Genomic DNA, 24,940 nt, shown 5'->3' on the forward strand with positions numbered 1-24,940 from the left:
ACGCAACGTGGATGGATGGCAGCGCGCCTTTGTCCTGCATAGCCGTCCGTGGAGCGAAACCAGCCTGATGCTGGACGTCTTCACGGAAGAATCCGGTCGCGTGCGCCTGGTTGCCAAGGGCGCACGCTCCAAACGCTCTAATCTCAAAGGCGCTTTACAGCCCTTTACCCCCTTGTTGGTTCGCTTCGGCGGGCGCGGCGAAGTCAAAACCCTGCGCAGCGCGGAAGCCGTTTCGCTGGCGCTGCCGCTCAGCGGCATCACCCTCTACAGCGGTCTCTACGTTAACGAGCTTATCTCCCGCGTGCTGGAGCACGAAACACGCTTCTCCGAACTCTTTTTCGACTACCTGCACTGCATTCAGGCGCTCGCCGGGGCCAGCGGCTCGCCGGAGCCCGCGCTGCGGCGTTTTGAGCTGGCGCTGCTCGGGCACCTGGGGTATGGCGTGGATTTTCTCCACTGCGCCGGGAGCGGCGAGCCGGTAGACGACACCATGACCTACCGCTATCGTGAAGAAAAAGGCTTTATTGCCAGCCTGGTGATTGATAACAACACGTTTACCGGGCACCATTTGAAAGCATTGGCGAGTCGCGAGTTTCCTGATGTTGATACGCTGCGCGCCGCGAAGCGCTTTACCCGTATCGCCCTGAAGCCCTATCTCGGCGGCAAACCGCTCAAGAGCCGGGAGTTGTTTCGCCAGTTTATGCCCGCGCGAAAGGCGCGAGCCGATAATACGAATAATGATTAACGAGGATTGTCATGGCTGAATTATTGTTAGGGGTCAATATTGACCATATCGCGACCTTGCGTAACGCCCGCGGCACCGCTTACCCGGATCCGGTTCAGGCGGCTTTCATTGCCGAACAGGCCGGCGCCGACGGCATTACCGTGCATCTGCGCGAAGACCGTCGCCATATCACCGATCGCGATGTGCGTATCCTGCGCCAGACGCTGCACACCCGCATGAATCTTGAAATGGCGGTCACCGAAGAGATGCTGACGATCGCCTGCGAAACCAAACCGCACTTCTGCTGCCTGGTGCCGGAGAAGCGTCAGGAAGTGACCACCGAAGGCGGGCTGGACGTCGCCGGCCAGCGCGACAAGATGCGCGATGCCTGTCAACGCCTGGCGGATGCCGGCATCCTGGTCTCCCTGTTTATCGATGCGGATGAAGCGCAGATCAAAGCGGCGGCAGACGTTGGCGCGCCCTATATCGAAATCCACACCGGCTGCTATGCCGATGCCAAAACCGACGCCGAGCAGGCCAGGGAGCTGGAACGTATTGCCAAAGCGGCCACCTACGCCGCCAGCCTCGGCCTGAAGGTGAATGCCGGCCACGGTCTGACCTACCACAACGTGAAAGCGATTGCTGCGCTGCCGGAAATGCATGAGCTGAATATCGGTCACGCGATTATTGGCCGTGCGGTGATGAGCGGCCTGAAAGAGGCGGTGGCGGAAATGAAGCGTCTGATGCTGGAAGCGCGCGGCTAATGGCCATTCTCGGGTTGGGTACCGACATCGTCGAGATCGCCCGCATCGAAGCAGTGATCGCCCGCAGCGGCGATCGCCTTGCCCGCCGGGTGCTGAGCGACCATGAATGGAGCATATGGGAGCAGCACCAGCAGCCGGTGCGTTTCCTGGCGAAACGCTTTGCGGTCAAGGAAGCGGCGGCGAAAGCGCTGGGAACCGGGATCCGTAACGGGCTGGCGTTTAACCAGTTCGAGGTTTACAACGACGAGCTGGGCAAGCCGAAGCTGCGGCTATGGGGTGAAGCAAACCTTTTAGCTGAACGCATGGGAGTAAGCGCTATTCACGTTACTCTCGCTGATGAACGCCACTACGCCTGCGCCACGGTGATTGTCGAAAGCTAGCCAGGAGGGCGGTTAAATTTTATCCGCGTGGTGCATCAGCACGAATTTATCCCACAGCTGTTCTTCACTCTCGACGTGTGCCGGATCTTTCAGGATCGTATTCGGGATCGGGCACACTTTCTGGCAGGTTGGCGTGTCGTAATGACCCACGCACTCGGTGCAGCGGTCGTTGTTAATCTCATAAATGCTCTCACCCATCGAAATGGCCTCATTCGGGCACTCCGGCTCGCACATATCGCAGTTGATGCATTTTTTGGTAATTAACAGCGCCATCAGGAAAGTCTCAGAAACAACACAAACAGGGCGGGCATTATACGCCCATTTTCTGCTCAGACCAGCTTTTTCACCAGCGCTTCGCTATGGCGAATGCGCTCCGGCGCCCGCTCCAGATCCTGCTGCACCAGCCCCATAAACAGCAGATCGGTGAGCATCATTTGCGCGCTGGTGGAGGAGATGGCCGCGCTGCGCGTCGCCTGTTCTTCGGCGATAGTATACAGGCAGTGGGTCGCCTGCTGTTGCAGGGCGTTCGGGCTAAACCCGGTGATCGCCAGGATCTTACAGCCGACGCGCAGCACTTCACCGGCCGCCATATTGATCTCCCGGCGCTCGCCGGAGTAAGAGATCGCCAGCAGAAGATCGTCGCTGGACATGGCCTGCACCGTCGCCAGCAGGGCATGCATATCCTGCTCAGAAACAGCGTTGATGCCGATCTTCATCAGCTTCCAGCTAAAGTTACGCGCCACCAGGCCGGAGGCGCCAATCCCGGTGACGATCACTCGCCGGGCGTTGCGCAGCAGCGTGACGGCTTCCCGTAGCGTCTCTTCAGTGTTGACGTCCAGCGAGGCATGCATGGCGGCGACATTGTCTTTAATGAGTTTCTCGCCGACCAGACGCAGCGGATCGTCACCGCGAATGTGGTTATGCACCGGGACGGAGTGCGGATCCGGGCTACTCGCCAGCGCTTCACTAAGGGCCAGCTTCAGCGCCGGAAAGCCTTTGAATCCCAGCTTCTGGGCAAATTTAACCACGCTGGACTGACTCACACCGGCTTCCGCCGCCAGCTGCTGCGAGCTGAGGTGCCGGGTCTCATCGGGCTGGCTCAGAATATAATCGGCCAACTTTTTGTCGCTCGCCGCCAGGGTGGGATAGCGCTGACGAATACGCGTTAAACAGTTCATTGGAGCTCCGCTGGAGCCGTCCGGCTCGTGACTGACAGAATTTTTATTCGATTATAAGGGGTATACCATGAATTAAAAATTCTTAAGCCACAATTTTTCCTTCGCCTGCTACTTTAATTCTTCCTTAACGGCAGGGATGTTTTCCCTCGACATGGCGTCAGGCTGTTAAGCTTACCCTAACGAGAAGCGAGTTCTGAGATAAAGGAGGCAGTTTGCAGCACACTGAACGGAGAGTGGTGTTTTTCGATCTGGACGGAACCTTACACCAACAGGATATGTTCGGCAGTTTTCTGCGCTATCTGCTGCGCCATTTGCCGCTGAACCTGTTGCTGGTGGTGCCGATGGGGCCGGTGATCCTTGCCGGACTGGCAGTGAGCGGACGGGCGGCGCGCTGGCCGATGAGCCTCCTGCTGTGGGCGACAACCTTTGGCCGCCGCGAGGCGGTGCTGAAGCGGCTGGAAGCGGAGTTTGTCGGCTGGTTTCGCCATCATGTGACGGCGTTTCCGGTAGTTCATGCGCGGCTTACCGCCTACCTGACCAGCACCGATGCCGACGTCTGGTTGATCACCGGCTCGCCGCAGTCGCTGGTGGAGCAGGTCTATCGCGATACCCTCTGGTTGCCGCGGGTGAATCTGATAGCCAGCCGCACCGCGCGCCGCTGGGGCGGCTGGGTATTGACCCTGCGCTGCCTGGGGCATGAAAAGGTGGTACAGCTGGAGAAAAAGATTGGCGCCCCGCTGCGGCTGTATAGCGGCTATAGCGATAGTGAGCAGGATAATCCATTGCTCGGCTTTTGCCAGCATCGCTGGCGGGTAACCCCTCAGGGAGAGCTTCAGCAGCTGGAGTAATAGTGTGTAATTGATAGCGCCCATGTATAATGCGCCCCGCTTTTTCTGCTGGAGTGGCCGCTGTGTCTGACCTCGAACTCAATGATGAATACTGGATGCGTCATGCCCTGACGCTGGCGAAACGCGCCTGGGAAGAGGGCGAGGTGCCGGTGGGCGCGGTGCTGGTGCATAACAATCAGGTCATTGGCGAGGGCTGGAACCGGCCGATAGGCCGTCACGACCCCACCGCCCATGCGGAGATCATGGCCTTACGCCAGGGCGGACTGGTGCTGCAAAACTACCGCCTGATCGACGCCACGCTGTACGTGACCCTCGAGCCCTGCGTCATGTGCGCGGGCGCGATGGTGCACAGCCGTATCGCCCGCCTGGTGTTTGGCGCCAGGGATGCCAAGACCGGCGCCGCCGGCTCGCTGATGGATGTTCTGCACCACCCGGGAATGAACCATCGGGTTGAGATTAGCGAAGGCGTGCTGGCAGAGTCCTGCTCTGCCATGCTGAGCGACTTCTTCCGCTGGCGGCGGGAAGAGAAAAAAGCGCTGAAGAAAGCCCGGGCGCAGACCGGGGAAAGTTAATACAGGTGGCCGGGGAGTTTCATCCGGGCATTATCCATCTGCTTATCGGCGCGAAACTTGAAAAAGGGCAGGGTGGTCTCCTGCGGCTGTTCGAGCTCATTGGGCAGCACGGCCGGGTAATCCTCCGCCAGGGCCAGCGTTTGCTGCTGCTGACGCTCCTTCTCTGACAAATAGCCGACAAGGCTTATCTGATATTTGCGGATGTTTTCCACATAGGCGTAGGCCTCATGGCCGCGGGCATAGCCGTATTTTAGTTTGCTGTAATAGGGTTTCTGGCTCAACAACGGTAAACGCAGCTTAACGTCCGCCCAGCTGTTAGGATTGCCTTTCTGTTTGCGGGTGAGCGCCATGGCGTCCAGCATATGGGCATAACCCATATTATAAGCGGCCAGCGCAAACCAGATGCGTTCATCTTTCGGGATCGAATCCGGCACTTTATCCATCATATCCTGCAGGTAGCGCATGCCGCCGTCGATACTCTGCGCCGCATCGGTGCGGTCGGTTAGACCCAGGCTTTGCGCCGTATTGCGTGTGAGCATCATCATACCGCGCACGCCGGTGGGGGAGGTGGCCTGCGGATCCCAGTGGGATTCCTGCCAGGCGATGGCGGCCAGCAGGCGCCAGTCAATCTCGCGGGCGTATTTTTCAAACAGCGGCTGCACCTCCGGAAGAATATTTTCCACCGCGCGCAGGAAGGTGCGGGTATCGACATAATCGAAATCGTTGCCGTGGCCGAGGTACTTCTCCTCGAGGCGCGCCAGGGTGCCGTCTTCATTGATGTTGTTGAAGAAATCAAGCATTGCCGCCGACAGCGAATTATCGTCGTCCCGGGCGCTAAACCAGGTGACCGGCTGTTCGTCGGTGATATCGAGGGCCACCGCCAGCTCCGGATGGACGCGCTGAAACAGGCTGACGGCCACCGAGTCAGCGATGGTGTAATCAAGTTTACCGTCAATCACCGCCTGCATCAGCGCCGTGGTACCGCGTTTTTCGTCCACGCGCCAGGCAAGATCCGGGTATTTCTCGGCTTTTAAGGTCTGCAGGTCGTTGATCGCCACGTGGCCCGGAGCGATAGTGAGCTGCTCGGCGGTCAGCGCCGCGAGGGTGCGCGGCCGGGTATTGCCGACGCGGTAGACCAGCTGTTGCGAAACAGAATAGTAGGTGGGGCCGGCCTGATAGTTTTTCACTCGCTCCTGGTTATAGACCAGTCCGGCGGCCAGCATATCGGCCTGACCGTCGTCGAGGTCGTCAAACAGCTGGCTGATGTTTTGCCGGACGGTTATCTTAAGCGTTACGCCAAGGTAGTCGGCAAACTGCTTCGCCAGTTCATAATCCAGACCGAACGCTTTATTGTTCATGGTGGCGAAGGTCATTGGCGAGTTGATAGTGCTGATGCGCAGCTCGCCGCGAGCGATAATGCCCGCCACCCGGTTCTCGGGTTTACCAGACCAGGGGATCGACGGCCACAGGGCCGCCGCCAGCAAAAGGGTGACAATGCCGATCAGCAGATAATTAATCTTTAATTTTTTCAGAGAGTTAATCTTCTGCAGCTTCAGGTTCCTCAGCAGGCGATGTCCGGAAAAAACGCAAGGTTGTCGTCGAATGTGCGGCATTCTGCTTAATAATGCGCCAGTTGGCAACTTATTCGCGATGGTCGTCACATTTATTGATAAACAGCATCAATGATTTTATTTCTACGCAAACGGTTTCGTCGGGGCGCAGGATTCACTATAATGACGCCCGTTTCCCCCCCTGGCTCACCCTGAAAGCTTCGAAGACGAGAGACTTATGATGGAAATTTTGCGTGGTTCACCTGCACTGTCGGCATTCCGTATTAATAAACTGCTGGCACGATTTCAGGCGGCCAACCTTCCGGTAAGCGCCATATATGCCGAATATATTCATTTTGCCGATCTGAATGCCCCGCTGAGCGCTGACGATCGCGAGCGCCTGGCGCGACTGCTTCAGTATGGCCCGAGCTTAAGCAGCCATACCCCGACCGGTAAATTACTGCTCGTGACCCCTCGCCCTGGCACCATCTCTCCCTGGTCTTCTAAAGCTACCGATATCGCTCACAACTGCGGTCTGGCGCAGGTTGTGCGTCTTGAGCGCGGCGTGGCGTATTACGTTGAAGCCTCAACCCTGACCGAAGCGCAGTGGGCCGCGGTGGCGGCGGAGCTGCACGACCGCATGATGGAGAGCGTCTTCGACGAGCTGGAAGCGGGCGAGAAGCTGTTTGCTCACCATCAGCCGACGCCGGTCACCAGCGTCGACCTGCTGGGCGAAGGGCGTCAGGCGCTGATTGACGCCAACCTCCGTCTGGGTCTGGCGCTGGCCGACGACGAAATTGACTACCTGCAGGATGCGTTTACCCGCCTGGGACGCAACCCGAACGATATCGAGCTGTATATGTTCGCCCAGGCGAACTCAGAGCACTGTCGCCACAAGATTTTCAACGCCGACTGGATCATCGACGGCGAACAGCAGCCGAAGTCGCTGTTCAAAATGATCAAAAACACCTTTGAAAAAACGCCGGACTACGTGCTGTCGGCCTATAAAGATAATGCCGCGGTGATGGAAGGGTCTGAAGTCGGGCGCTATTTCGCCGACCATCAGACCGGACGCTACGACTTCCATCAGGAGCCGGCGCACATTCTGATGAAGGTGGAAACCCATAACCACCCGACGGCCATCTCTCCATGGCCGGGCGCGGCAACCGGCTCCGGCGGCGAAATCCGTGATGAAGGCGCCACCGGCCGCGGCGCGAAGCCGAAAGCGGGCCTGGTGGGCTTCTCGGTTTCCAACCTGCGTATCCCGGGCTTCGAACAGCCGTGGGAAGAAGATTTCGGTAAACCGGATCGTATTGTCACCGCCCTGGACATCATGACCGAAGGCCCGTTGGGCGGCGCGGCGTTTAACAACGAATTTGGTCGTCCGGCGCTGAACGGCTACTTCCGCACCTATGAAGAGAAAGTCACCAGCCACAATGGCGAAGAGCTGCGTGGCTACCACAAACCGATCATGCTGGCCGGCGGTATCGGCAACATCCGCGGTGAGCACGTGCAGAAGGGCGAGATTACCGTCGGCGCGAAGCTGATCGTGCTGGGCGGCCCGGCGATGAACATCGGCCTCGGCGGCGGCGCGGCGTCTTCTATGGCCTCCGGCCAGTCTGATGCCGATCTCGATTTCGCCTCCGTACAGCGTGACAACCCGGAAATGGAGCGCCGCTGTCAGGAAGTGATCGACCGCTGCTGGCAGTTGGGCGACGCCAACCCGATCCTCTTTATCCACGACGTTGGCGCCGGCGGTCTCTCCAACGCCATGCCGGAGCTGGTGAGCGACGGCGGCCGCGGCGGTAAATTCCAGCTGCGCGATATTCTCAGCGATGAGCCAGGGATGAGTCCGCTGGAGATCTGGTGTAACGAATCGCAGGAACGTTATGTTCTGGCGGTCGCCCCGGAGCAGCTGCCGCTGTTCGACGAACTGTGCCGCCGCGAGCGCGCGCCTTATGCCGTTATCGGCGAAGCCACCGCTGAGCAGCATCTGAGCCTGAGCGACAGCCACTTTAACGATCAGCCGATCGACCTGCCGCTGGACGTCCTGCTCGGCAAAACGCCGAAAATGACCCGCGACGTGCAGACTCTGAAAGCTCAGGGTAGCGCGCTGGATCGCCAACCGATTACCCTTGCCGATGCGGTTAACCGCGTTCTGCATCTGCCGACGGTGGCCGAGAAAACCTTCCTCGTCACCATCGGCGACCGCACCGTGACCGGTATGGTCGCCCGCGACCAGATGGTTGGCCCGTGGCAGATCCCGGTGGCCAACTGCGCGGTGACCACCGCCAGCCTCGACAGCTACTATGGCGAAGCGATGGCGATGGGCGAGCGCGCCCCGGTCGCCCTGCTGGACTTCGCGGCCTCTGGCCGTCTGGCGGTCGGCGAAGCGCTGACCAACATCGCCGCCACGCAGATTGGCGAGCTGAACCGCGTGAAGCTGTCGGCTAACTGGATGGCCGCCGCCGGCCACCCGGGTGAAGACGCTGGCCTGTATGAGGCGGTGAAAGCGGTAGGCGAAGAGCTGTGCCCGGCGCTGGGCCTGACCATTCCGGTCGGTAAAGACTCGATGTCGATGAAAACCCGCTGGCAGGAAGGCAGCGAGCAGCGCGAGATGACCTCTCCGCTGTCGCTGGTCATCTCTGCCTTCGCCCGTGTCGAAGATGTCCGTCATACCGTCACGCCGCAGCTTTCGACGGAAGATAACGCCCTGCTGCTGATCGACCTCGGTAAAGGGCACAACGCGCTGGGCGCGACGGCGCTGGCGCAGGTCTATCGCCAGCTCGGCGACAAGCCGGCTGACGTGCGCGATGTCGCGCAACTGAAAGGCTTCTGGAATGCGATGCAGGCCCTGGTGGCGCAGCGTAAACTGCTGGCCTACCACGACCGCTCCGACGGCGGTCTGCTTGTCACGCTGGCGGAAATGGCCTTTACCGGCCACTGCGGCGTGGAAGCGGATATCGCCGCGCTGGGCGACGACCATCTGGCCGCGCTGTTCAACGAAGAGCTGGGGGCGGTGATTCAGGTCCGCGCCGCAGACCGTGAGGCGGTGGAAGCCATTCTGGCGGTTAACGGCCTGGCGGACTGCGTGCATTACCTCGGTAAAGCGGTTGAGGGCGATCGCTTCGTGCTGACCGCCGGCGGTCAGACGGTGTTCAGCGAAAGCCGCACCACGCTGCGCATGTGGTGGGCGGAAACCACCTGGCAGATGCAGCGTCTGCGCGACAACCCGGCCTGCGCCGATCAGGAGCATGAGGCGAAAGCCAATGATGCCGACCCGGGCCTCAATGTGAAGCTCTCGTTTGATATTAACGACGACGTCGCCGCCCCGTACATTGCCACCGGCGCGCGGCCGAAAGTGGCCGTCCTGCGCGAGCAGGGGGTGAACTCCCACGTTGAAATGGCGGCCGCCTTCCATCGTGCCGGCTTTGACGCCATCGACGTGCATATGAGCGACCTGCTGGCCGGCCGGACCGGTCTGGGCGATTTCCATGCCCTGGTAGCCTGCGGTGGCTTCTCCTACGGCGACGTGTTGGGCGCGGGCGAGGGCTGGGCGAAGTCGATTCTGTTCAACGAGCGCGTGCGCGATGAGTTCGCGACCTTCTTCCATCGTCCGCAGACGCTGGCGCTCGGCGTGTGCAACGGCTGTCAGATGATGTCCAACCTGCGCGAGCTGATCCCGGGCAGCGACCTGTGGCCGCGCTTTGTGCGCAACCAGTCTGACCGCTTTGAAGCGCGCTTTAGCCTGGTGGAAGTGACGCAAAGCCCATCCCTGCTGCTGGAAGGCATGGTTGGCTCACGGATGCCGATTGCGGTCTCCCACGGCGAAGGTCAGGTGGAAGTGCGCGACAGCGCGCATCTGGCTCAGCTTGAGAGCAAAGGTCTGGTGGCGCTGCGCTTCGTGGATAACTTCGGCAAAGTGACCGAAACCTATCCGGCGAACCCGAACGGTTCCCCGAACGGTATCACCGCGGTGACCAGCGAAAGCGGGCGCGCGACCATCATGATGCCTCACCCGGAACGCGTCTTCCGCACCGTAAGCAACTCCTGGCACCCGGAGAACTGGGGCGAGGATAGCCCGTGGATGCGTATCTTCCGTAACGCGCGTAAACAGCTGGGTTAATCTTCCCGCCGCGCTTCACGCGAACGTATCAGCCCCCTGCCTGACAGGGGGCTTTTTTTATCTGTGATGGTCGGCACGCCAGGGTGTCGGGAATTGCCGACAACTGCGATATTGCAGTGTCGTCAATAGGCGACACTTAAGTCATTGATTTAAATGATGAGTAATCGGTAGCCTATTTGGTGTCGCTAAATAGCGACAATGCGGGTGAAAAATAAACAGTGGTGGTTCGACTGTTTCTGCGGTTAAAGTCATATATATCAGTATGTTAATAAAATGTTTTGAGAGCTGGCATAGTTCATGCATAATATTAACCAGTGGCTCATTCACCTTCTTATGTCAGCCCCTTCGGGACGCGCTACATAAACTTCGAATGACGCACAAACAGGTGCCTGCCGTCCAACTCCTGATAACAGCCTGGCTTTATCAGACATCGGGCGAAACGTCGAGTAAGGCACCGCCTCATTCCTGAACAAAGCCAGGCCTTGCGCCTGGCTTTGTTGTTTCTGCGGCGCAGCACTCAGCGGTAGCGCTTTTCTCCGGCGCGCTCCTCAGTTAGCATCGACCAGAGCTAATGATTGAGACAACATCCTTGAAGCGACTCTCTCTTTTCCCCCGTTCGCTGCGTCAGCTGGTGACGCTCTCTTTTGTGCTGATCCTGCTGCCATTGCTGGTGCTGGCCTGGCAGGCCTGGCAGAGCCTGAACGCCCTCAGCGCCCAGGCGGCGCATATTAACCGTACCACCCTGGTCGACGCCCGACGCAGCGAGGCGATGATCAATGCCGCACTGGAGATGGAGCGCAGCTATCGCCAGTACTGCGTGCTGGACGATCCGACGCTGGCGCGCGTCTATCAAAACCAGCGGCAGCGCTACAGCCAGATGCTGGACGCCCACGCCGGCGTGCTGCCGGACGAGAAGCTCTGGCAGGCGCTGCGTCAGGATGTCAGCGATCTGGCGCAGCTGCAGTGTAAAAATAGCGGCCCCGATGCCCAGGCAGCCGCCAGACTGGAAGTTTTCGCCAGTAATAACAGCGATATGGTGCAGGCGACCCGGGCGGTCGTCTATTCTCGTGGCCAACAGCTGCAGCAGGAGATAGCCGAACGCGGCCAGTTTTTCGGCTGGCAGGCGCTGGTGCTGTTTCTGCTGAGCCTGGCGCTGGTGCTACTCTTCACCCGCATGATTATCGGCCCGGTGAAAGGCATCGAAAGAATGATCAATCAGCTGGGGGCAGGGAAGTCGCTGGACGACGCCGCATTGTTTACCGGCCCGCGCGAGCTGCGATCGGTGGGCAAGCGCATCATCTGGCTCAGCGAGCGCCTGGCGTGGCTGGAGTCGCAGCGGCATCAATTTCTTCGCCATCTGTCGCATGAGCTGAAAACCCCGTTGGCCAGTATGCGTGAAGGTACCGAGCTGTTGGCCGACCGGGTCGCGGGGCCCCTGACCCCTGAGCAGCAGGAGATTGTCGAGATCCTCGACAGCAGTAGCCGTAACCTGCAAAAGCTGATTGAACAGCTGCTGGACTATAACCGAAAACAGGCCGACGGCCCGGTGGCTCGCGAAGCGGTGGATCTGGTGGAACTGGTGGAAAACGTCGTGGCGGCGCACAGCCTGCCCGCGCGGGCTAAACTGATGCATACCGAACTGACGCTGCAGGCGCGGCGTTGCCTGGCAGAGCCTGCGCTATTGATAAGCGTAATGGATAATCTCTACTCCAATGCGGTGCACTATGGCGCTGAATCCGGTAACATCCGTATCCATAGCTACCGGCACGGAGAGCAGGTGCGTATTGATGTCGCCAACAGCGGCGAACCGATCCCGGCCGCGGAAAAAAACATGATATTCGAGCCTTTTTACCAGGGGAGTCACCAGCGTAAAGGGGCCGTTAAGGGCAGTGGACTGGGGTTGAGTATCGCCCGCGACTGCGTCCGGCAGATGCAAGGGGAGCTCAGCTTAGTTGATGCGCCCGCCGGGCAGGTCTGTTTTCGCATTACGCTTCCCTCAGCGCCGGAATAATCCAACTTATGAATCGATATCGGGGAACTATGTCCCAATTCCTGGCCTGGCGCCGTTCCCTCAGTGGATGGCTGCTTTCAGGCATTGCTTGTCTTACGCTGGCGGGGTGTTCCGCCGGCTTTTCACCGCATACCGCGGAAGGTACCGCCGCCCCCGGGCAGGCGCAGCATCAGGTGGCCGATTTTGTCGCGGTAGACTGCGCGGATATCTGGGCGCACAGCAGCGATGCCAGCGACAAAAATCCCCTCTACTGGCTGCGGGGCATTGACTGTGCCGATCGCCTCGCGCCGGCGCAGGCGCGGGCGGAGGCGAAACGCCATACCGACGACAGTTGGCAGGACGCGTTTCGTCGCGGCATCCTGCTTGCTGATGCTAAAATTACCCCTGAGGAGCGCCGCGACCTGGTGGCGCGTCTCGATACCTTCAGCCCGCAAATCGCCGTTCAGGTCCGCCCGCTGTATCAGCTCTGGCGCGACGGCCAGACCCGTCAGCTGCAGCTGGTGGAAGAGCGTGCCCGTTACGCTAAGCTTCAGCAGTCCAGCGATAGCGAACTGGAGACACTGCGTCAGCAGGAGCTGGCGCTGCGCGAGCAGCTGGAGCTGACCACCCGCAAGCTGGAGAACCTGACGGATATCGAACGCCAGCTCTCCAGCCGCAAGCCGGGCGGCAATTTCGGCAGCGAAAAAGTGCCGGAGGTGATCCATGACGATCCGTAAACCGGCGCGTTTACTGCTGGTGGATGACGATCCGGGACTGTTGAAGCTACTGGGCATGCGCCTGGTCAGCGAAGGCTACAGCGTGGTCACCGCCGAGAGCGGGCCGGAAGCGCTGCGCGTGCTGGGGCGTGAGAAAGTTGATCTGGTGATTAGCGATCTGCGGATGGATGAAATGGACGGCCTGCAGCTGTTTAGCGAGATCCAGAAGGGCCACCCCGGCATGCCGGTGATCATTCTCACCGCTCACGGTTCGATTCCCGACGCCGTGGCGGCTACCCAGCAGGGGGTGTTCAGCTTCCTGACCAAGCCGGTCGATAAAGATGCCTTATATAAAGCCATTGATGAGGCGTTGGAGCAGCGCTCGCCGGCCACCGACGAAGCCTGGCGCCAGGCGATTGTAACCCGCAGCCCGCTGATGCTGCGCCTGCTTGAGCAGGCCGGGATGGTGGCGCAATCGGATGTCAGCGTACTGATTAATGGCCAGAGCGGGACCGGGAAGGAGATCGTCGCCCAGGCGATCCACAACGCCAGCCCGCGTCATGATAAGCCGTTCGTGGCGATCAACTGCGGCGCGCTGCCGGAACAGCTGCTCGAATCCGAACTGTTTGGCCATGCGCGGGGCGCTTTTACCGGCGCGGTCAGTAACCGTGAAGGATTATTCCAGGCCGCTGAGGGTGGTACGCTGTTTCTCGACGAGATCGGTGATATGCCGGTTGCGTTGCAGGTGAAGCTGCTGCGCGTCCTGCAGGAGCGCAAGGTGCGCCCGCTGGGCAGCAACCGCGATATCGAAATCAACGTGCGGATTATCTCCGCCACCCACCGCGACCTGCCGAAGGCGATGGCCCGCGGCGAGTTTCGTGAAGACCTGTTCTACCGCCTCAACGTAGTGAACCTGAAAATACCGCCGCTCTCCGAACGTACGGAAGACATCCCGCTGTTGGCCAACCATCTGCTGCGTCAGTCTGCCGATCGCCATAAGCCGTTCGTGCGGGCGTTTTCCAGCGATGCGATGAAGCGGCTGATGGCCGCCAAGTGGCCGGGCAACGTGCGCCAGCTGGTGAACGTGATCGAGCAGTGCGTGGCCCTGACTTCGTCGCCAGTGATCGGCGACGCGCTGGTTGAGCAAGCGCTGGAGGGCGAGAACACGGCGCTGCCGACCTTCGTGGAGGCGCGCAATCAGTTTGAGCTGAACTACCTGCGCAAGCTGCTGCAAATTACCAAGGGCAACGTCACTCACGCCGCGCGGATGGCAGGGCGCAACCGCACCGAATTCTATAAGCTGCTGTCGCGCCATGAGCTCGACGCCAACGACTTTAAAGAGTAGCTCCGCACTATAGCGCAAGTTATGATACGGTAAGCAACCGGTTACGCGATTAAGACAGGAACCCCATGAAAAAGATTGATGCGATTATTAAACCTTTCAAACTGGATGACGTGCGTGAAGCGCTGGCCGAAGTCGGCATCACCGGGATGACGGTAACGGAAGTGAAAGGCTTTGGCCGCCAGAAAGGGCACACCGAACTGTACCGTGGTGCCGAGTATATGGTCGATTTTCTGCCGAAAGTAAAAATTGAAATTGTGGTGACCGACGATATCGTCGATACCTGTGTGGATACCATCATCCGTACCGCACAGACCGGTAAAATCGGCGACGGTAAAATCTTTGTCTTCGACGTGGCGCGGGTCATTCGTATTCGTACCGGCGAAGAAGACGACGCGGCGATTTAACGCTCGCCGCTCGCTGCAGTATTGCCGGGTGGCGCTGTGCTTACCCGGCCTACAGATCCCCGCATCGTCGGGGCTTACAGCACCTTATGCGGGCCGAAGCATTCGTAATGAATGTTGTCTTTGTTGATCCCTAATTCGACCAGCTGCTTCGCTGCAAACTGCATAAACGCTACCGGGCCGCAGAGATAATACTGCATCTGCGGGTCGCGAATATTGTCCGCCACTGCTGCTAAATCCATCAAACCTTCGCTATCAAAACGTCCAGCCTGACGGTCGGCCTCAGTCGGGGTGCGATACCAGACGTGAGAGGTAAACGCCGGCAGCGCCGCGCCGAGCGCCTTCACTTCATCGGCAAAGGCGTGAACGTCGCCATTTTCCGCCGCATGGAACCAGTTCACCTGACCCTGATGACCGCTCTTCGCCAGCGCATCCAGCATCGCCAGCATCGGCGTTTGCCCGACGCCGCCGGAGAGCAGAGTGACCGGCGTCTGCGGCTTAACGTTAAGGAAGAAATCTCCCGCCGGGGCGGCCAGATAGACCACATCGCCTTCGCTGGCATGGTTATGCAGCCAGCTGGAAACCTGACCGCCTTCCTCGCGTTTAACCGCAATGCGGTAGCCTTTGCCGTCCGCTTTGCGGGTCAGGGAATACTGGCGGATTTCCTGATATTCGAAGCCTTCCGGTTTCAGCCAGATGGCCAGGTACTGGCCAGGCTGGTAATCGGCGACCGGCTGGCCATCAACCGGTTCGAGCTCAAAGCTGGTGATAAGCTGGCTGCGCGGGGTTTTCTTCACGATGCGAAACGCGCGGGTCCCTTCCCAGCCGCCGGTTTTACTGGCGTTTTGCTGATAGATCTCGGCTTCACGGCCGATAAAGACGTTCGCCAGCACGCCGTAGGCTTTACCCCAGGCATCGAGCACTTCCTGGCCCGGACTGAACATTTCATCGAGGGTCGCCAGCAGATGGCTGCCAACAATATTGTACTGCTCCGGTTTGATCTGGAAGCTGGTGTGTTTCTGGGCGATCTTTTCCACCGCCGGCAGCAGGGCAGGCAGGTTATCGATATTGCTGGCGTAGGCGGCAATAGCGTTGAATAACGCTTCACGCTGATCGCCGTTGCGCTGGTTGCTCATGTTGAAGATCTCTTTGAGCTCCGGATTATGCGCGAACATACGATCGTAGAAATGGGCGGTTAATTTCGGGCCGGTCTCTACCAGCAGGGGAATGGTGGCTTTCACCGTGGCGATGGTTTGAGCGTCAAGCATAGCGTGCTTCCTTATGTGTTATCTTAATGATGCATTTTAAATGCATCTTAAAGAAATAACCCTGCGTTGTAAATGGTTCTTTAACACATTCCCCCGATCCAGTTACAACATGAAGAATTTGCATCACAAACCTGAAAAGAAATCCGTTGATACTGAGAGAGGCGTTATTGCTCAAAGCCTTGTGTCATGCGGAGCCAATCGTTTGCGTAAAATCCTTTGTCAAGACCTGTTATCACAGAATGATTCGGTTATACTGTGGGCCGTTGTCCAATCGGACCGCCTTTTTAGGCCGAAATTTTATTGTTAGCTGAGTCAGGAGATGCGGATGTTAAAGCGTGAAATGAACATTGCCGATTATGATGCCGAACTGTGGCAGGCTATGGAGCAGGAAAAAGTACGTCAGGAAGAGCACATCGAACTGATCGCCTCCGAAAACTACACCAGTCCGCGCGTTATGCAGGCGCAGGGCTCTCAGCTGACCAACAAATATGCTGAAGGGTATCCGGGCAAGCGTTACTACGGCGGCTGTGAATACGTCGACGTGGTTGAACAGCTGGCAATCGACCGCGCGAAAGAACTGTTCGGCGCTGACTATGCTAACGTCCAGCCGCACTCCGGCTCCCAGGCTAACTTTGCCGTCTACACCGCGCTGCTGCAGCCGGGCGACACCGTGCTCGGTATGAACCTGGCGCAGGGCGGCCACCTGACTCACGGCTCCCCGGTTAACTTCTCCGGCAAACTGTACAACATCATCCCTTACGGTATTGATGAGTCCGGTAAAATTGACTATGACGACATGGCGAAGCAGGCTCAGGAACACAAACCGAAGATGATCATCGGTGGTTTCTCCGCTTACTCCGGTATCGTTGACTGGGCGAAAATGCGTGAAATCGCTGACAGCATCGGCGCTTACCTGTTCGTCGATATGGCGCACGTGGCAGGCCTGATTGCCGCTGGCGTGTACCCGAACCCGGTTCCGCATGCTCACGTTGTGACCACCACCACCCACAAAACCCTGGCGGGTCCGCGCGGCGGCCTGATTCTGGCGAAAGGCGGTAGCGAAGAGCTGTACAAAAAACTGAACTCTGCCGTGTTCCCAAGCGCGCAGGGCGGCCCGCTGATGCACGTTATCGCGGCGAAAGCGGTGGCGCTGAAAGAAGCGATGGAGCCAGAGTTTAAAGTTTACCAGCAGCAGGTTGCGAAAAACGCTAAAGCGATGGTGGAAGTGTTCCTGAACCGCGGCTACAAAGTGGTGTCTGGCGGTACTGAGAACCACCTGTTCCTGCTGGATCTGGTGGATAAAAACCTGACCGGTAAAGAAGCTGACGCCGCTCTGGGCCGCGCCAACATCACCGTCAACAAAAACAGCGTGCCGAACGATCCGAAGAGCCCGTTCGTAACCTCCGGTATCCGTATCGGTTCTCCGGCAGTGACTCGCCGCGGCTTTAAAGAAGCGGAAGTCAAAGAGCTGGCTGGCTGGATGTGTGACGTGCTGGACAATATCAATGACGACGCGGTCATTGAGCGCGTGAAAGGTAAAGTGCTGGATATCTGCGCCCGCTTCCCGGTATATGCGTAAGCGTTAGCGTTGACATCAAAAAGGCCGCGTATGCGGCCTTTTTTGCGTCTGGAGATTAGCGGCGGTCGAGGGAGATCGCCCCGGGGCCGGTTATTGCCAGCAGCAGGAAAGCGCCGGCGATGCTGACGTTTTTCCAGAAGTTAATCATGTTCGGCAATACCGCATCGCCAGTCATATCCCAGTAGTGATGGCCAATCACCGCCGTGCCCAGGGTGTAGAAAATAAAGATGACCGCCAGCGGGCGGGTGAAAAAGCCGAGCACAATCAGAATCGCGGCAGGCACTTCCATAATGACGGCGATAATCGCCGCCAGGGTCGGCATCGGCGCGCCGGAGGCGGCCATGTACTGCACCGTACCGTCAAAGCCCAGCAGTTTGGGGTAGCCAAAAAGAATAAACAGAACTACCACGGCGATGCGGGCGATAAGCAGTAGCAGAGAGCGGGAAGCGCCAAAATCAAAATAGCGGAGTGTGTTCATAATCAGCTCGTTATGAGAGACGTGTGATTTAAACGTAATACACAAATTTGCGCTCCGCCACGTTCGTTTATGACTAAACCAGCGTCTGCAATTGCTCCTCAACGTACAGATAACCTATCCCCATCAGCTGCTGGGCGCGTGTCAGCTGGCCAAAGCCAATTTGGGTGGCGTGCGCTCGCGGCGTATCCCGGTGGTCAAAGGGGTTGAAACCCGTTTGTTTGACGATACTTTCCAGCCACTGCTCACCGAAGGCGCAGCTGCGCCCGTAAAGCCAGATTTGATTAATATTTAATATATTCAGGAAATTATAGAGGCTTAAGCCAATCGCGTTGGCAGCGTTATCAACCCATGCGCGAATTTGCACATCTCCCTCTTTCCAGGCCTCAATGAGCGACGCCGTGGTTAACTGCTCGGGGGCGAGCGTTGCTTCAGGCTGCGTTTTGAGCCACATTCGGGCCTGTTTTTTCAGCGCGCTGAGAGAGGCGACGGTTTCGAGGCAACCGTATCTTCCGCAGTCGCAGGCTTTGCCGTCAGGATTGACAATCGTATGCCCTATCTGCCCGCTGCCGTACAGACTGCCGCGATAAATATGATCGTTAATCACAAATGACGAGCCGATACCGTAGTCGACGTTGATCACGCAAAAATCCTGCTGTGTACCCTGATGCTGCCACTTCTCCGCCAGCGCCAGCATCACGCAGTCGTTATCCACCCGAACCTGCACGCCAAGCCGCTCCTCAAGCAGATACTTTATTTCGATCGGTGTTTTCCAGCGTGCCTGGGGCATGGTTTGTGAAACGCCGGTAATCGGATCAACCTGTCCATGCACGCCAAGGGCGAGATTGATGCTGTGCTGCGGGTAGCGGCGGTGGATATGCCGCCAGCATTCAACGATGGCCTCAAGCAGGGCCTGAGGAGTGGGCGCGTTGACCGGCAAATGCTGATGGCCATCCACTGCCAGCAGGCGGGCGTCGGCAAGCTGATATTCAATGCTGGTCGGGGTGATATTCATGCACAGTGTCCAGGCGCCGTGCTCGGGGATCTGGTAGCTGCCGCTGTTCACGCCCCGTTTGCTCAAGTGTTCCGTTGAGTGACCGATCAATCCCTCGCTAAGCAGCTCGGCCAGAATATTGCTCACCGCCGGAATGGAGAGACCGGTGAGTTGAGAGAGCTGTGATTTACTGAGCTGCTTTTCCCGCCACAGATGGGAAAGAAAAATCGACTTATTGGCCTGCCGAACCCGGGCGTTATTAAAGCCAGTACGCTGCATACACTTAACTCCCTTAACTATATTGCGTGAGCATTGCGCATTTTAACAGCGAATTGGCGATATAGACTCCTGTTATTGCAACTTTTACTTCGTTTTGTTTAGTGGAGGCATCATGTACGGTTCGGTTAAGGTCTGGCAGGAAATCATTTCATTACCAACGTGGACGACGGGAGCGGAAGATCCGAACCCTATGTTTCTGGAAAAACGTGTTTATCAAGGATCTTCCGGCAGCGTCTATCCCTACGGCGTGATTGATACCCTGACCGGCGAACGCGAAATGCGCGATTATCAGGCAGTGTGGATGGAGAATGATTTCCTTCGGGTCATGCTGCTACCGGAGCTTGGCGGCCGTATTCACCGGGCATATGATAAAGTCAAACAACGTGATTTCGTCTATTACAATGAGGTGGTTAAGCCAGCCCTGGTAGGGCTGCTCGGGCCCTGGATCTCCGGCGGAATCGAATTTAACTGGCCGCAACATCACCGGCCGACGACCTTTAAGCCGGTCGATTTTTCTATTCAGCAGGGAGAAAACGGCGCGCAGACCGTATGGATGGGGGAAGCGGAGCCCATGCGCGGTTTGCAGGTTATGGCCGGGTTTACGCTCTATCCTGACCGCGCGCTGATTGAAATCACTGGCAAGATCTTCAATGGTAACGCCACGCCGCGCCATTTCCTGTGGTGGGCCAACCCTGCAGTAAAAGGCGGCGATGCCCACCAGAGTGTATTCCCACCCGATGTCACCGCTGTATTCGACCATGGTAAGCGTGATGTTTCCGCTTTCCCGATTGCCACCGGTACCTACTACAAAGTGGACTATTCTGCGGGGGTTGATATCTCCCGTTATAAAAACGTCCCGGTACCCACTTCGTATATGGCGGAGAAGTCGGATTACGATTTTGTCGGCGCTTATCATCATGACGAGCGAGGCGGGTTACTGCATGTTGCCGATCACCATGTCTCTCCTGGCAAGAAACAGTGGAGCTGGGGGTACGGGGATTTTGGCCAGGCCTGGGATCGAAATCTGACCGATGAAAATGGCCCTTATATTGAGCTGATGACCGGCGTCTTCACCGATAACCAGCCTGACTTTACGTGGCTTGCGCCTTATGAAGAGAAGGTGTTTGTGCAAAATTTCCTTCCCTACAGCGAGTTAGGGATGGTGCAAAATGCTAATACACAGCTGGCACTGAAGCTGGTTCGCGAGTCTGGGCAACTGCAGCTTGGCGTATATGCCATTGCTCCGCTAAATCATATCGTGGTTGAACTCAGCGCTGACCATCAGCCATTGTACGAAACTCAGCTGACGCTGAAGCCCGGTGAGAGCTGGCAGCAGACGCTGCCGGAAAATGGCGTCGGGCGCTTAACCCTCAAAGTGAAAACCGCCGAGAACCAGCCGCTGCTGGATTATCAGGAACATATAACCCAACAGACGCCGCTGCCCGAACCAGCTATAGCGCCCGCGTTACCGGAAGCGATCCACAATGGCGACGAGCTCTATTTTATCGGCCAGCACCTTGAACAATACAACCACGCAAGCCGCTACGCCGGGGATTACTATCGTCGGGCGGTTGAGCTCGATCCGCAGGATTATCGCAATAATGTTGCCCTCGGTACCCTGGCGTTCAACAGTGCCGACTGGGCGCTGGCGGAACAGTGTGCCCGTGCTGCGCTACAGCGCGCGCATCGTTTGAATAAGAACCCGCGAGATGGCGAAGCCAGTATGCTGCTTGCCAGCGTGCTGGAAAGGATGGGGGATGATGCAGGCGCCTGGGATCACTATTACAAAGCCTCCTGGAGCGGTAACTGCCGTGACGCCGCCTGGTGGTCGCTGGCGCGGCTGGCGATGAAGCGCGGTGATGTTGCCGATGCGCTGGAAAAAGTAAACACCAGTCTGCGGTTCAACGCCAGCAATCCTCTGGCGATGGGGTTGAAAGCGCTGGCATTAGCCAACAGTGGGCAGAAGAAAGCAGCGCTGGAGTTTATTTTCGCCTCTCTTGAGCAATACCCATTGAGCTATCCGCTGCACTGCGCGCGCTGGATGATTGAGCGGAGCGACGACGCGCGAGAAACCCTGCTGCGCATCACGGGGCGCAGAGGGGTCAACGCCAGCCTGCTGGCGGGCTGGCTGCTCTCTATCGGACAGACGTCGGCGGTGAAAGAGGTTCTTGCGGTTCTGGACAGTCAGGAAGCGCTGCCGATGCTCTGGCGTGCGTCGCTAAGTGATGATGCCAATGAACGCCAACAGTTTATTGCCGCCGCCGAGCACTGCCATGCGCACAATGTTCGTTTCCCTAACTCGCTCGATGAAGTTCAGATGCTCCAGTCGCTGGGCGACAGCGCTTTTGCCCGCTATCTACTCGGTTGCTTCTGGTACAGCAAACGTCGCTATGACGAGGCGGTGAGCTGCTGGCGCGAGACGCTCGAAAAATCTCCCGATTATGCGCCCGCTCATCGTCTGCTGGGCGTTTACTCCTGGAATAAACAGCAGGATGCAACGCAGGCGCTGGCTTATCTGCAGCGCGCCGTAGCGCTGGAGCCGGACAATGCGCGCTTCCTGTTTGAACTCGATTTTTTGCAAAAATTACTGGCCAGGCCGGTACATGAGCGACTGACGACGCTGGTGGAACGTAAAGCCGTGGTGCTGAAGCGGGACGACCTGACCGCTGAGCTGCTAAGCCTGTGGAACGCGTCCGGTCATTATGCCGATGCCGCCGCGATTCTGGATACGCGCGTATTCCATCCCTGGGAAGGAGGAGAAGGGAAAATCACCGGCCAGTATTTGCTCAATCAGCTCCATCGGGCATTACAGTTCATCGAGCGTGGGGCGTTTAAACAGGCCACGGACTGTCTGAAAGCCGCATTACGCTATCCCGACAATCTGGGGGGGGGGCGACTGCCTGGGCAAACGGATAACGATATCTGGTATTTGCTGGGCTACTGCGCAGAACAGGCTGGGGATGCGCAGCAGGCGGCGGAATATTACCAGCTTGCCCGGCAAGGGGGCTCAACGCTGGACGCCGGGCGGTACTACAACGATCAACCCGCCGATTACCTTTTCTGGCAGGGCATTGCGCTGCGTAAGAGCGGTAACCCAGCGCAGGCCGAGCAGCACTTCCGCCATTTTATCGACTGGGCCGCGCAGCATCGGGATGACGTTCCGCAAGTCGATTTTTTTGCCGTCTCTCTTCCGGACCTGGTGGTTCTCGATGTATCAGCGCAGCAGAGACATCAGCAGCACTGCTTGTTTATTGAAGCGTTGGGCCATCTGGGGCTGGGCAACGTATCCGCCTGCCAGCAGAGGATGCAGCAGCTTCTGCAAATAAATCCGGCTCATGATAAGGCGCATCTGATTCGCCATGCCCTGCAAAGCGGCATTTTTTCCTGAACCTCAATGGGCGGGCTCGGCCCGCCTGAACCCTACTGTTCCCTGCGTTTCCCTTATAGAGGAATCATTATGAACAACGCGCAGACACATCTGAAAATGGGCTACGTCTGGACGATTTGTCTGGTCGCCGCCTGCGGTGGTTTACTGTTTGGCTATGACTGGGTGGTGATTGGCGGCGCTAAGCCATTTTATGAAGCCTGGTTTTCAATTACGGACCCGGCGCAGTCCGGCTGGGCGATGAGCTCAGCGCTGTTGGGCTGTATTTTCGGCGCATTAATTTCGGGATGGTGCGCAGACAAACTGGGGCGCAAGCTGCCATTAATTCTTTCCGCCGTGCTGTTCAGCGCGTCGGCCTGGGGGACGGCGGTCGCCAGTCATTTCGATATGTTTGTGGTTTACCGCATTGTGGGCGGCGTAGGGATTGGTCTGGCTTCCGCTCTCAGCCCGCTTTACATTGCCGAAGTCAGCCCGGCAGAGAAAAGAGGACGTTTTGTCGCGGTCAATCAGCTCACCATCGTGATTGGCGTGCTGGCCGCTCAGTTAATCAATCTGATGATTGCTGAACCGGTGGAGCCGGGGGCGACGCAGCAGATGATTGTGGACAGCTGGAATGGGCAGATGGGCTGGCGCTGGATGTTCGGTGCGGAACTGGTGCCGGCACTGGCATTTCTGGTCCTGATGTTTTTTGTCCCCGAGTCGCCGCGCTGGCTCATGAAGGCCGGTAAACCGGAGCGCGCCCGGGCTGCGCTGGAACGCATTGGTTCTGCCGACTATGCCGACAGGATCCTGCGTGAAATCGCGCATACCCTGGAAAAGGATAACAATAAAGTCTCCTACGGCGCGCTGTTGGCTCCCCAGGTGAAACCGATTGTGATCATTGGCATGGTGCTCGCCATATTCCAGCAGTGGTGTGGGATTAACGTCATCTTTAACTACGCGCAGGAGATTTTTGCCTCGGCGGGGTTCGATATTAACAGCACGCTGAAATCGATCGTCGCGACGGGCGTCGTTAATCTGGTCTTTACCATTGCGGCGCTGCCGCTGGTGGATAAAATCGGTCGCCGTAAATTAATGCTGCTTGGCGCTTCGGGATTGACGCTGATCTATGTGCTGATCGCCGGCGCTTACGCCATGGGCATTATGGGGTGGCCGGTACTGTTGCTGGTGCTGGCGGCGATTGCTATTTATGCGTTGACCCTGGCGCCGGTGACCTGGGTGCTGCTGGCGGAGATTTTTCCCAACCGCGTACGTGGACTCGCGATGTCTTTAGGTACCCTGGCGCTGTGGATCGCCTGTTTCCTGTTAACCTATACTTTCCCGCTGCTTAATGCCGGTCTGGGCGCGGCAGGAAGCTTCCTGCTGTATGGTGTTATTTGCGCTGCCGGCTACCTCTATATCCTGCGCAACGTCCCGGAAACGAAAGGTATCACCCTCGAAGCGCTGGAAGAGCAGCTGGCGCAGCGTCATACGGGCGTGAATGCGGCGAAGCAGGAGCAGATGCGCTAATGGCGGAAGAGTGGATTCTGGAGAACGCGCATCTGCGGATGTGCGTCTCTTCTCTGGGCGGCAAAGTGCAAAGTTTATTCTCGCGGCAATATCAAGCGCCGGTGCTATATGAAAATCCCGCCGGCGGCATGTTTCCGATGCTGCCATTGGCCAATCGCGTCGCCGGCAACCGTTTTATTTTTCATGGGCAGGAGATTGTCCTGCCTCGCCACCATGCCGACGAGTATTTCTTTCTTCACGGTGACGGCTGGTTACAGCGCTGGGATATTATTGAGTACGGCGCCGAGTATTGTGTATTACAGCTGCGTCGGCAGCATGCCTGCGGTTTCGATTATCTGGCGCAGCTCCGCTACCAGTTGCTGCGTAACCAGCTGATAGCGGAGCTAACGCTTACCCACTATGGGGAGGTCCCTGCGCTTTACGGCTGCGGCTTTCATCCCTTTTTCCCTTTCGATGAACGCAGCAAGGTTCAGTTCCAGGTCAGCGGTTACTGGCCGGAAGGGGAGAATCACTTACCTCTCAACTGGCAAGGAAACTTGCCCGACTATGCCAATTTCAGCGTGGCTCAGTTCGGTGAAGATCGTTGGCTGAACGTGGGTTATTCCGGCTGGGGCGGGCGGGCGAGGGTAAGCAATGACGTGATGAGTATCACAATTCTATCGCAAACTCCGTGGTTGATGCTGTTCAGAATGCAAGGTGAATCATTCCTTTGCCTCGAGCCGCAAAGCCATCCGGTAAACGCCCACAACATGGACGGGCAGCCGGGGCTGCGAGTTTTAGGCGCGGGAGAGAAGCTGAATTTTTCGCTGAAAATCATCATCGAGGGGGCATAAATAACGAGCTATCGGCAGACAAGA

20 protein-coding genes are annotated in these 24,940 nt (G+C 58.0%); 14 read left to right on the top strand and 6 right to left on the bottom strand.

Translation table 11 applies throughout. From position 1 onward, the window contains the following. Window positions 1-7 precede the first annotated feature (7 nt). From recO to acpS, 3 genes are read left to right on the top strand one after another with little or no spacing between them, the layout of a single operon-like run. Complete coding sequence (recO, locus tag HMPREF3140_RS06545; protein ID WP_002914062.1) at window positions 8-745, top strand: DNA repair protein RecO; 738 nt, start codon at window positions 8-10, stop codon at window positions 743-745. A gap of 11 nt (window positions 746-756) precedes the next feature. Next, a complete protein-coding gene (gene pdxJ / locus HMPREF3140_RS06550) occupies window positions 757-1,488 on the top strand; it encodes a pyridoxine 5'-phosphate synthase (RefSeq protein ID WP_004180923.1) in 732 nt (243 codons plus the stop codon). Then, entirely contained in the window at window positions 1,488-1,868 is a 381-nt protein-coding gene (acpS, locus tag HMPREF3140_RS06555; protein WP_004144351.1) for a holo-ACP synthase, read from the top strand. Before pdxJ ends, acpS begins: the two co-directional genes overlap by 1 nt. Window positions 1,869-1,880: 12 nt before the next feature. Here the strand turns inward: acpS and HMPREF3140_RS06560 are convergent, their stop codons facing one another. Further along, on the bottom strand, window positions 1,881-2,141 hold the full coding sequence (locus HMPREF3140_RS06560) for a YfhL family 4Fe-4S dicluster ferredoxin (RefSeq protein WP_032412166.1): 261 nt from the start codon (window positions 2,139-2,141) through the stop codon (window positions 1,881-1,883). A gap of 56 nt (window positions 2,142-2,197) precedes the next feature. Continuing rightward, window positions 2,198-3,046, bottom strand: coding sequence for a MurR/RpiR family transcriptional regulator (locus HMPREF3140_RS06565; RefSeq protein WP_070552891.1), 849 nt, complete (start codon window positions 3,044-3,046; stop codon window positions 2,198-2,200). Between the two features lie 212 nt (window positions 3,047-3,258). On the opposite strand from HMPREF3140_RS06565, the gene yfhb reads away from it, so the two are divergent. Beyond that, a complete protein-coding gene (gene yfhb, locus HMPREF3140_RS06570) occupies window positions 3,259-3,894 on the top strand; it encodes a phosphatidylglycerophosphatase C (RefSeq protein WP_002914050.1) in 636 nt (211 codons plus the stop codon). Between the two features lie 62 nt (window positions 3,895-3,956). Next, window positions 3,957-4,466, top strand: coding sequence for a tRNA adenosine(34) deaminase TadA (gene tadA / locus HMPREF3140_RS06575; protein WP_004151991.1), 510 nt, complete (start codon window positions 3,957-3,959; stop codon window positions 4,464-4,466). Here tadA and mltF read toward each other — a convergent pair. Further along, complete coding sequence (gene mltF, locus HMPREF3140_RS06580) at window positions 4,463-6,079, bottom strand: membrane-bound lytic murein transglycosylase MltF (protein ID WP_004144346.1); 1,617 nt, start codon at window positions 6,077-6,079, stop codon at window positions 4,463-4,465. The two genes, tadA and mltF, sit on opposite strands and share 4 nt — an antisense overlap. Window positions 6,080-6,254: 175 nt before the next feature. Here mltF and purL point away from each other — a divergent pair, with 175 nt between their 5' ends. From purL to glnB, 5 genes are all read left to right on the top strand, one after another. After that, entirely contained in the window at window positions 6,255-10,142 is a 3,888-nt protein-coding gene (gene purL, locus HMPREF3140_RS06585) for a phosphoribosylformylglycinamidine synthase (RefSeq protein ID WP_004185139.1), read from the top strand. A 589-nt stretch (window positions 10,143-10,731) separates the two neighbouring features. Continuing rightward, window positions 10,732-12,153 carry a sensor histidine kinase gene (locus tag HMPREF3140_RS06590; protein ID WP_004174816.1) on the top strand — a complete coding sequence of 474 codons (1,422 nt, stop codon included), beginning with the start codon at window positions 10,732-10,734 and terminating at the stop codon, window positions 12,151-12,153. Between the two features lie 29 nt (window positions 12,154-12,182). Continuing rightward, window positions 12,183-12,869 carry a two-component system QseEF-associated lipoprotein QseG gene (qseG, locus tag HMPREF3140_RS06595; RefSeq protein ID WP_002914033.1) on the top strand — a complete coding sequence of 229 codons (687 nt, stop codon included), beginning with the start codon at window positions 12,183-12,185 and terminating at the stop codon, window positions 12,867-12,869. Continuing rightward, window positions 12,856-14,193 (top strand): two-component system response regulator GlrR, encoded by a 1,338-nt coding sequence (glrR, locus tag HMPREF3140_RS06600; RefSeq protein WP_004149357.1) that lies wholly within the window; start codon window positions 12,856-12,858, stop codon window positions 14,191-14,193. The genes qseG and glrR overlap by 14 nt, the downstream gene beginning before the upstream one ends. Before the next feature lie 65 nt (window positions 14,194-14,258). After that, window positions 14,259-14,597, top strand: a complete 339-nt coding sequence (gene glnB / locus HMPREF3140_RS06605; protein ID WP_002914032.1) for a nitrogen regulatory protein P-II — start codon at window positions 14,259-14,261, stop codon at window positions 14,595-14,597. Window positions 14,598-14,671: 74 nt separating this feature from the next. On the opposite strand, the gene hmpA is transcribed toward glnB, so the two are convergent. Continuing rightward, a complete protein-coding gene (hmpA, locus tag HMPREF3140_RS06610) occupies window positions 14,672-15,862 on the bottom strand; it encodes an NO-inducible flavohemoprotein (RefSeq protein ID WP_002914028.1) in 1,191 nt (396 codons plus the stop codon). Window positions 15,863-16,187: 325 nt separating this feature from the next. Here hmpA and glyA point away from each other — a divergent pair, with 325 nt between their 5' ends. Further along, entirely contained in the window at window positions 16,188-17,441 is a 1,254-nt protein-coding gene (gene glyA, locus HMPREF3140_RS06615) for a serine hydroxymethyltransferase (protein ID WP_002914027.1), read from the top strand. Between the two features lie 55 nt (window positions 17,442-17,496). On the opposite strand, the gene HMPREF3140_RS06620 is transcribed toward glyA, so the two are convergent. Further along, window positions 17,497-17,919 (bottom strand): DoxX family protein, encoded by a 423-nt coding sequence (locus HMPREF3140_RS06620; RefSeq protein WP_032409330.1) that lies wholly within the window; start codon window positions 17,917-17,919, stop codon window positions 17,497-17,499. Window positions 17,920-17,992: 73 nt separating this feature from the next. Further along, window positions 17,993-19,189 carry an ROK family transcriptional regulator gene (locus tag HMPREF3140_RS06625; RefSeq protein ID WP_004149353.1) on the bottom strand — a complete coding sequence of 399 codons (1,197 nt, stop codon included), beginning with the start codon at window positions 19,187-19,189 and terminating at the stop codon, window positions 17,993-17,995. A 112-nt stretch (window positions 19,190-19,301) separates the two neighbouring features. Here HMPREF3140_RS06625 and HMPREF3140_RS06630 point away from each other — a divergent pair, with 112 nt between their 5' ends. The 3 genes from HMPREF3140_RS06630 to HMPREF3140_RS06640 all read left to right on the top strand — a co-directional run bounded on the left by HMPREF3140_RS06630 (window position 19,302) and on the right by HMPREF3140_RS06640 (window position 24,916). Next, complete coding sequence (locus HMPREF3140_RS06630; protein ID WP_032412162.1) at window positions 19,302-22,577, top strand: DUF5107 domain-containing protein; 3,276 nt, start codon at window positions 19,302-19,304, stop codon at window positions 22,575-22,577. 69 nt (window positions 22,578-22,646) lie between these two features. Continuing rightward, window positions 22,647-24,083 carry a sugar porter family MFS transporter gene (locus tag HMPREF3140_RS06635; protein ID WP_002914018.1) on the top strand — a complete coding sequence of 479 codons (1,437 nt, stop codon included), beginning with the start codon at window positions 22,647-22,649 and terminating at the stop codon, window positions 24,081-24,083. Continuing rightward, window positions 24,083-24,916, top strand: coding sequence for an aldose 1-epimerase (locus HMPREF3140_RS06640; protein WP_032412160.1), 834 nt, complete (start codon window positions 24,083-24,085; stop codon window positions 24,914-24,916). Before HMPREF3140_RS06635 ends, HMPREF3140_RS06640 begins: the two co-directional genes overlap by 1 nt. The last annotated feature ends 24 nt before the right edge of the window (window positions 24,917-24,940 follow it).

Source organism: Klebsiella sp. HMSC16A12 (assembly GCF_001808265.1).
GTDB classification, from domain to species: domain Bacteria; phylum Pseudomonadota; class Gammaproteobacteria; order Enterobacterales; family Enterobacteriaceae; genus Klebsiella; species Klebsiella pneumoniae.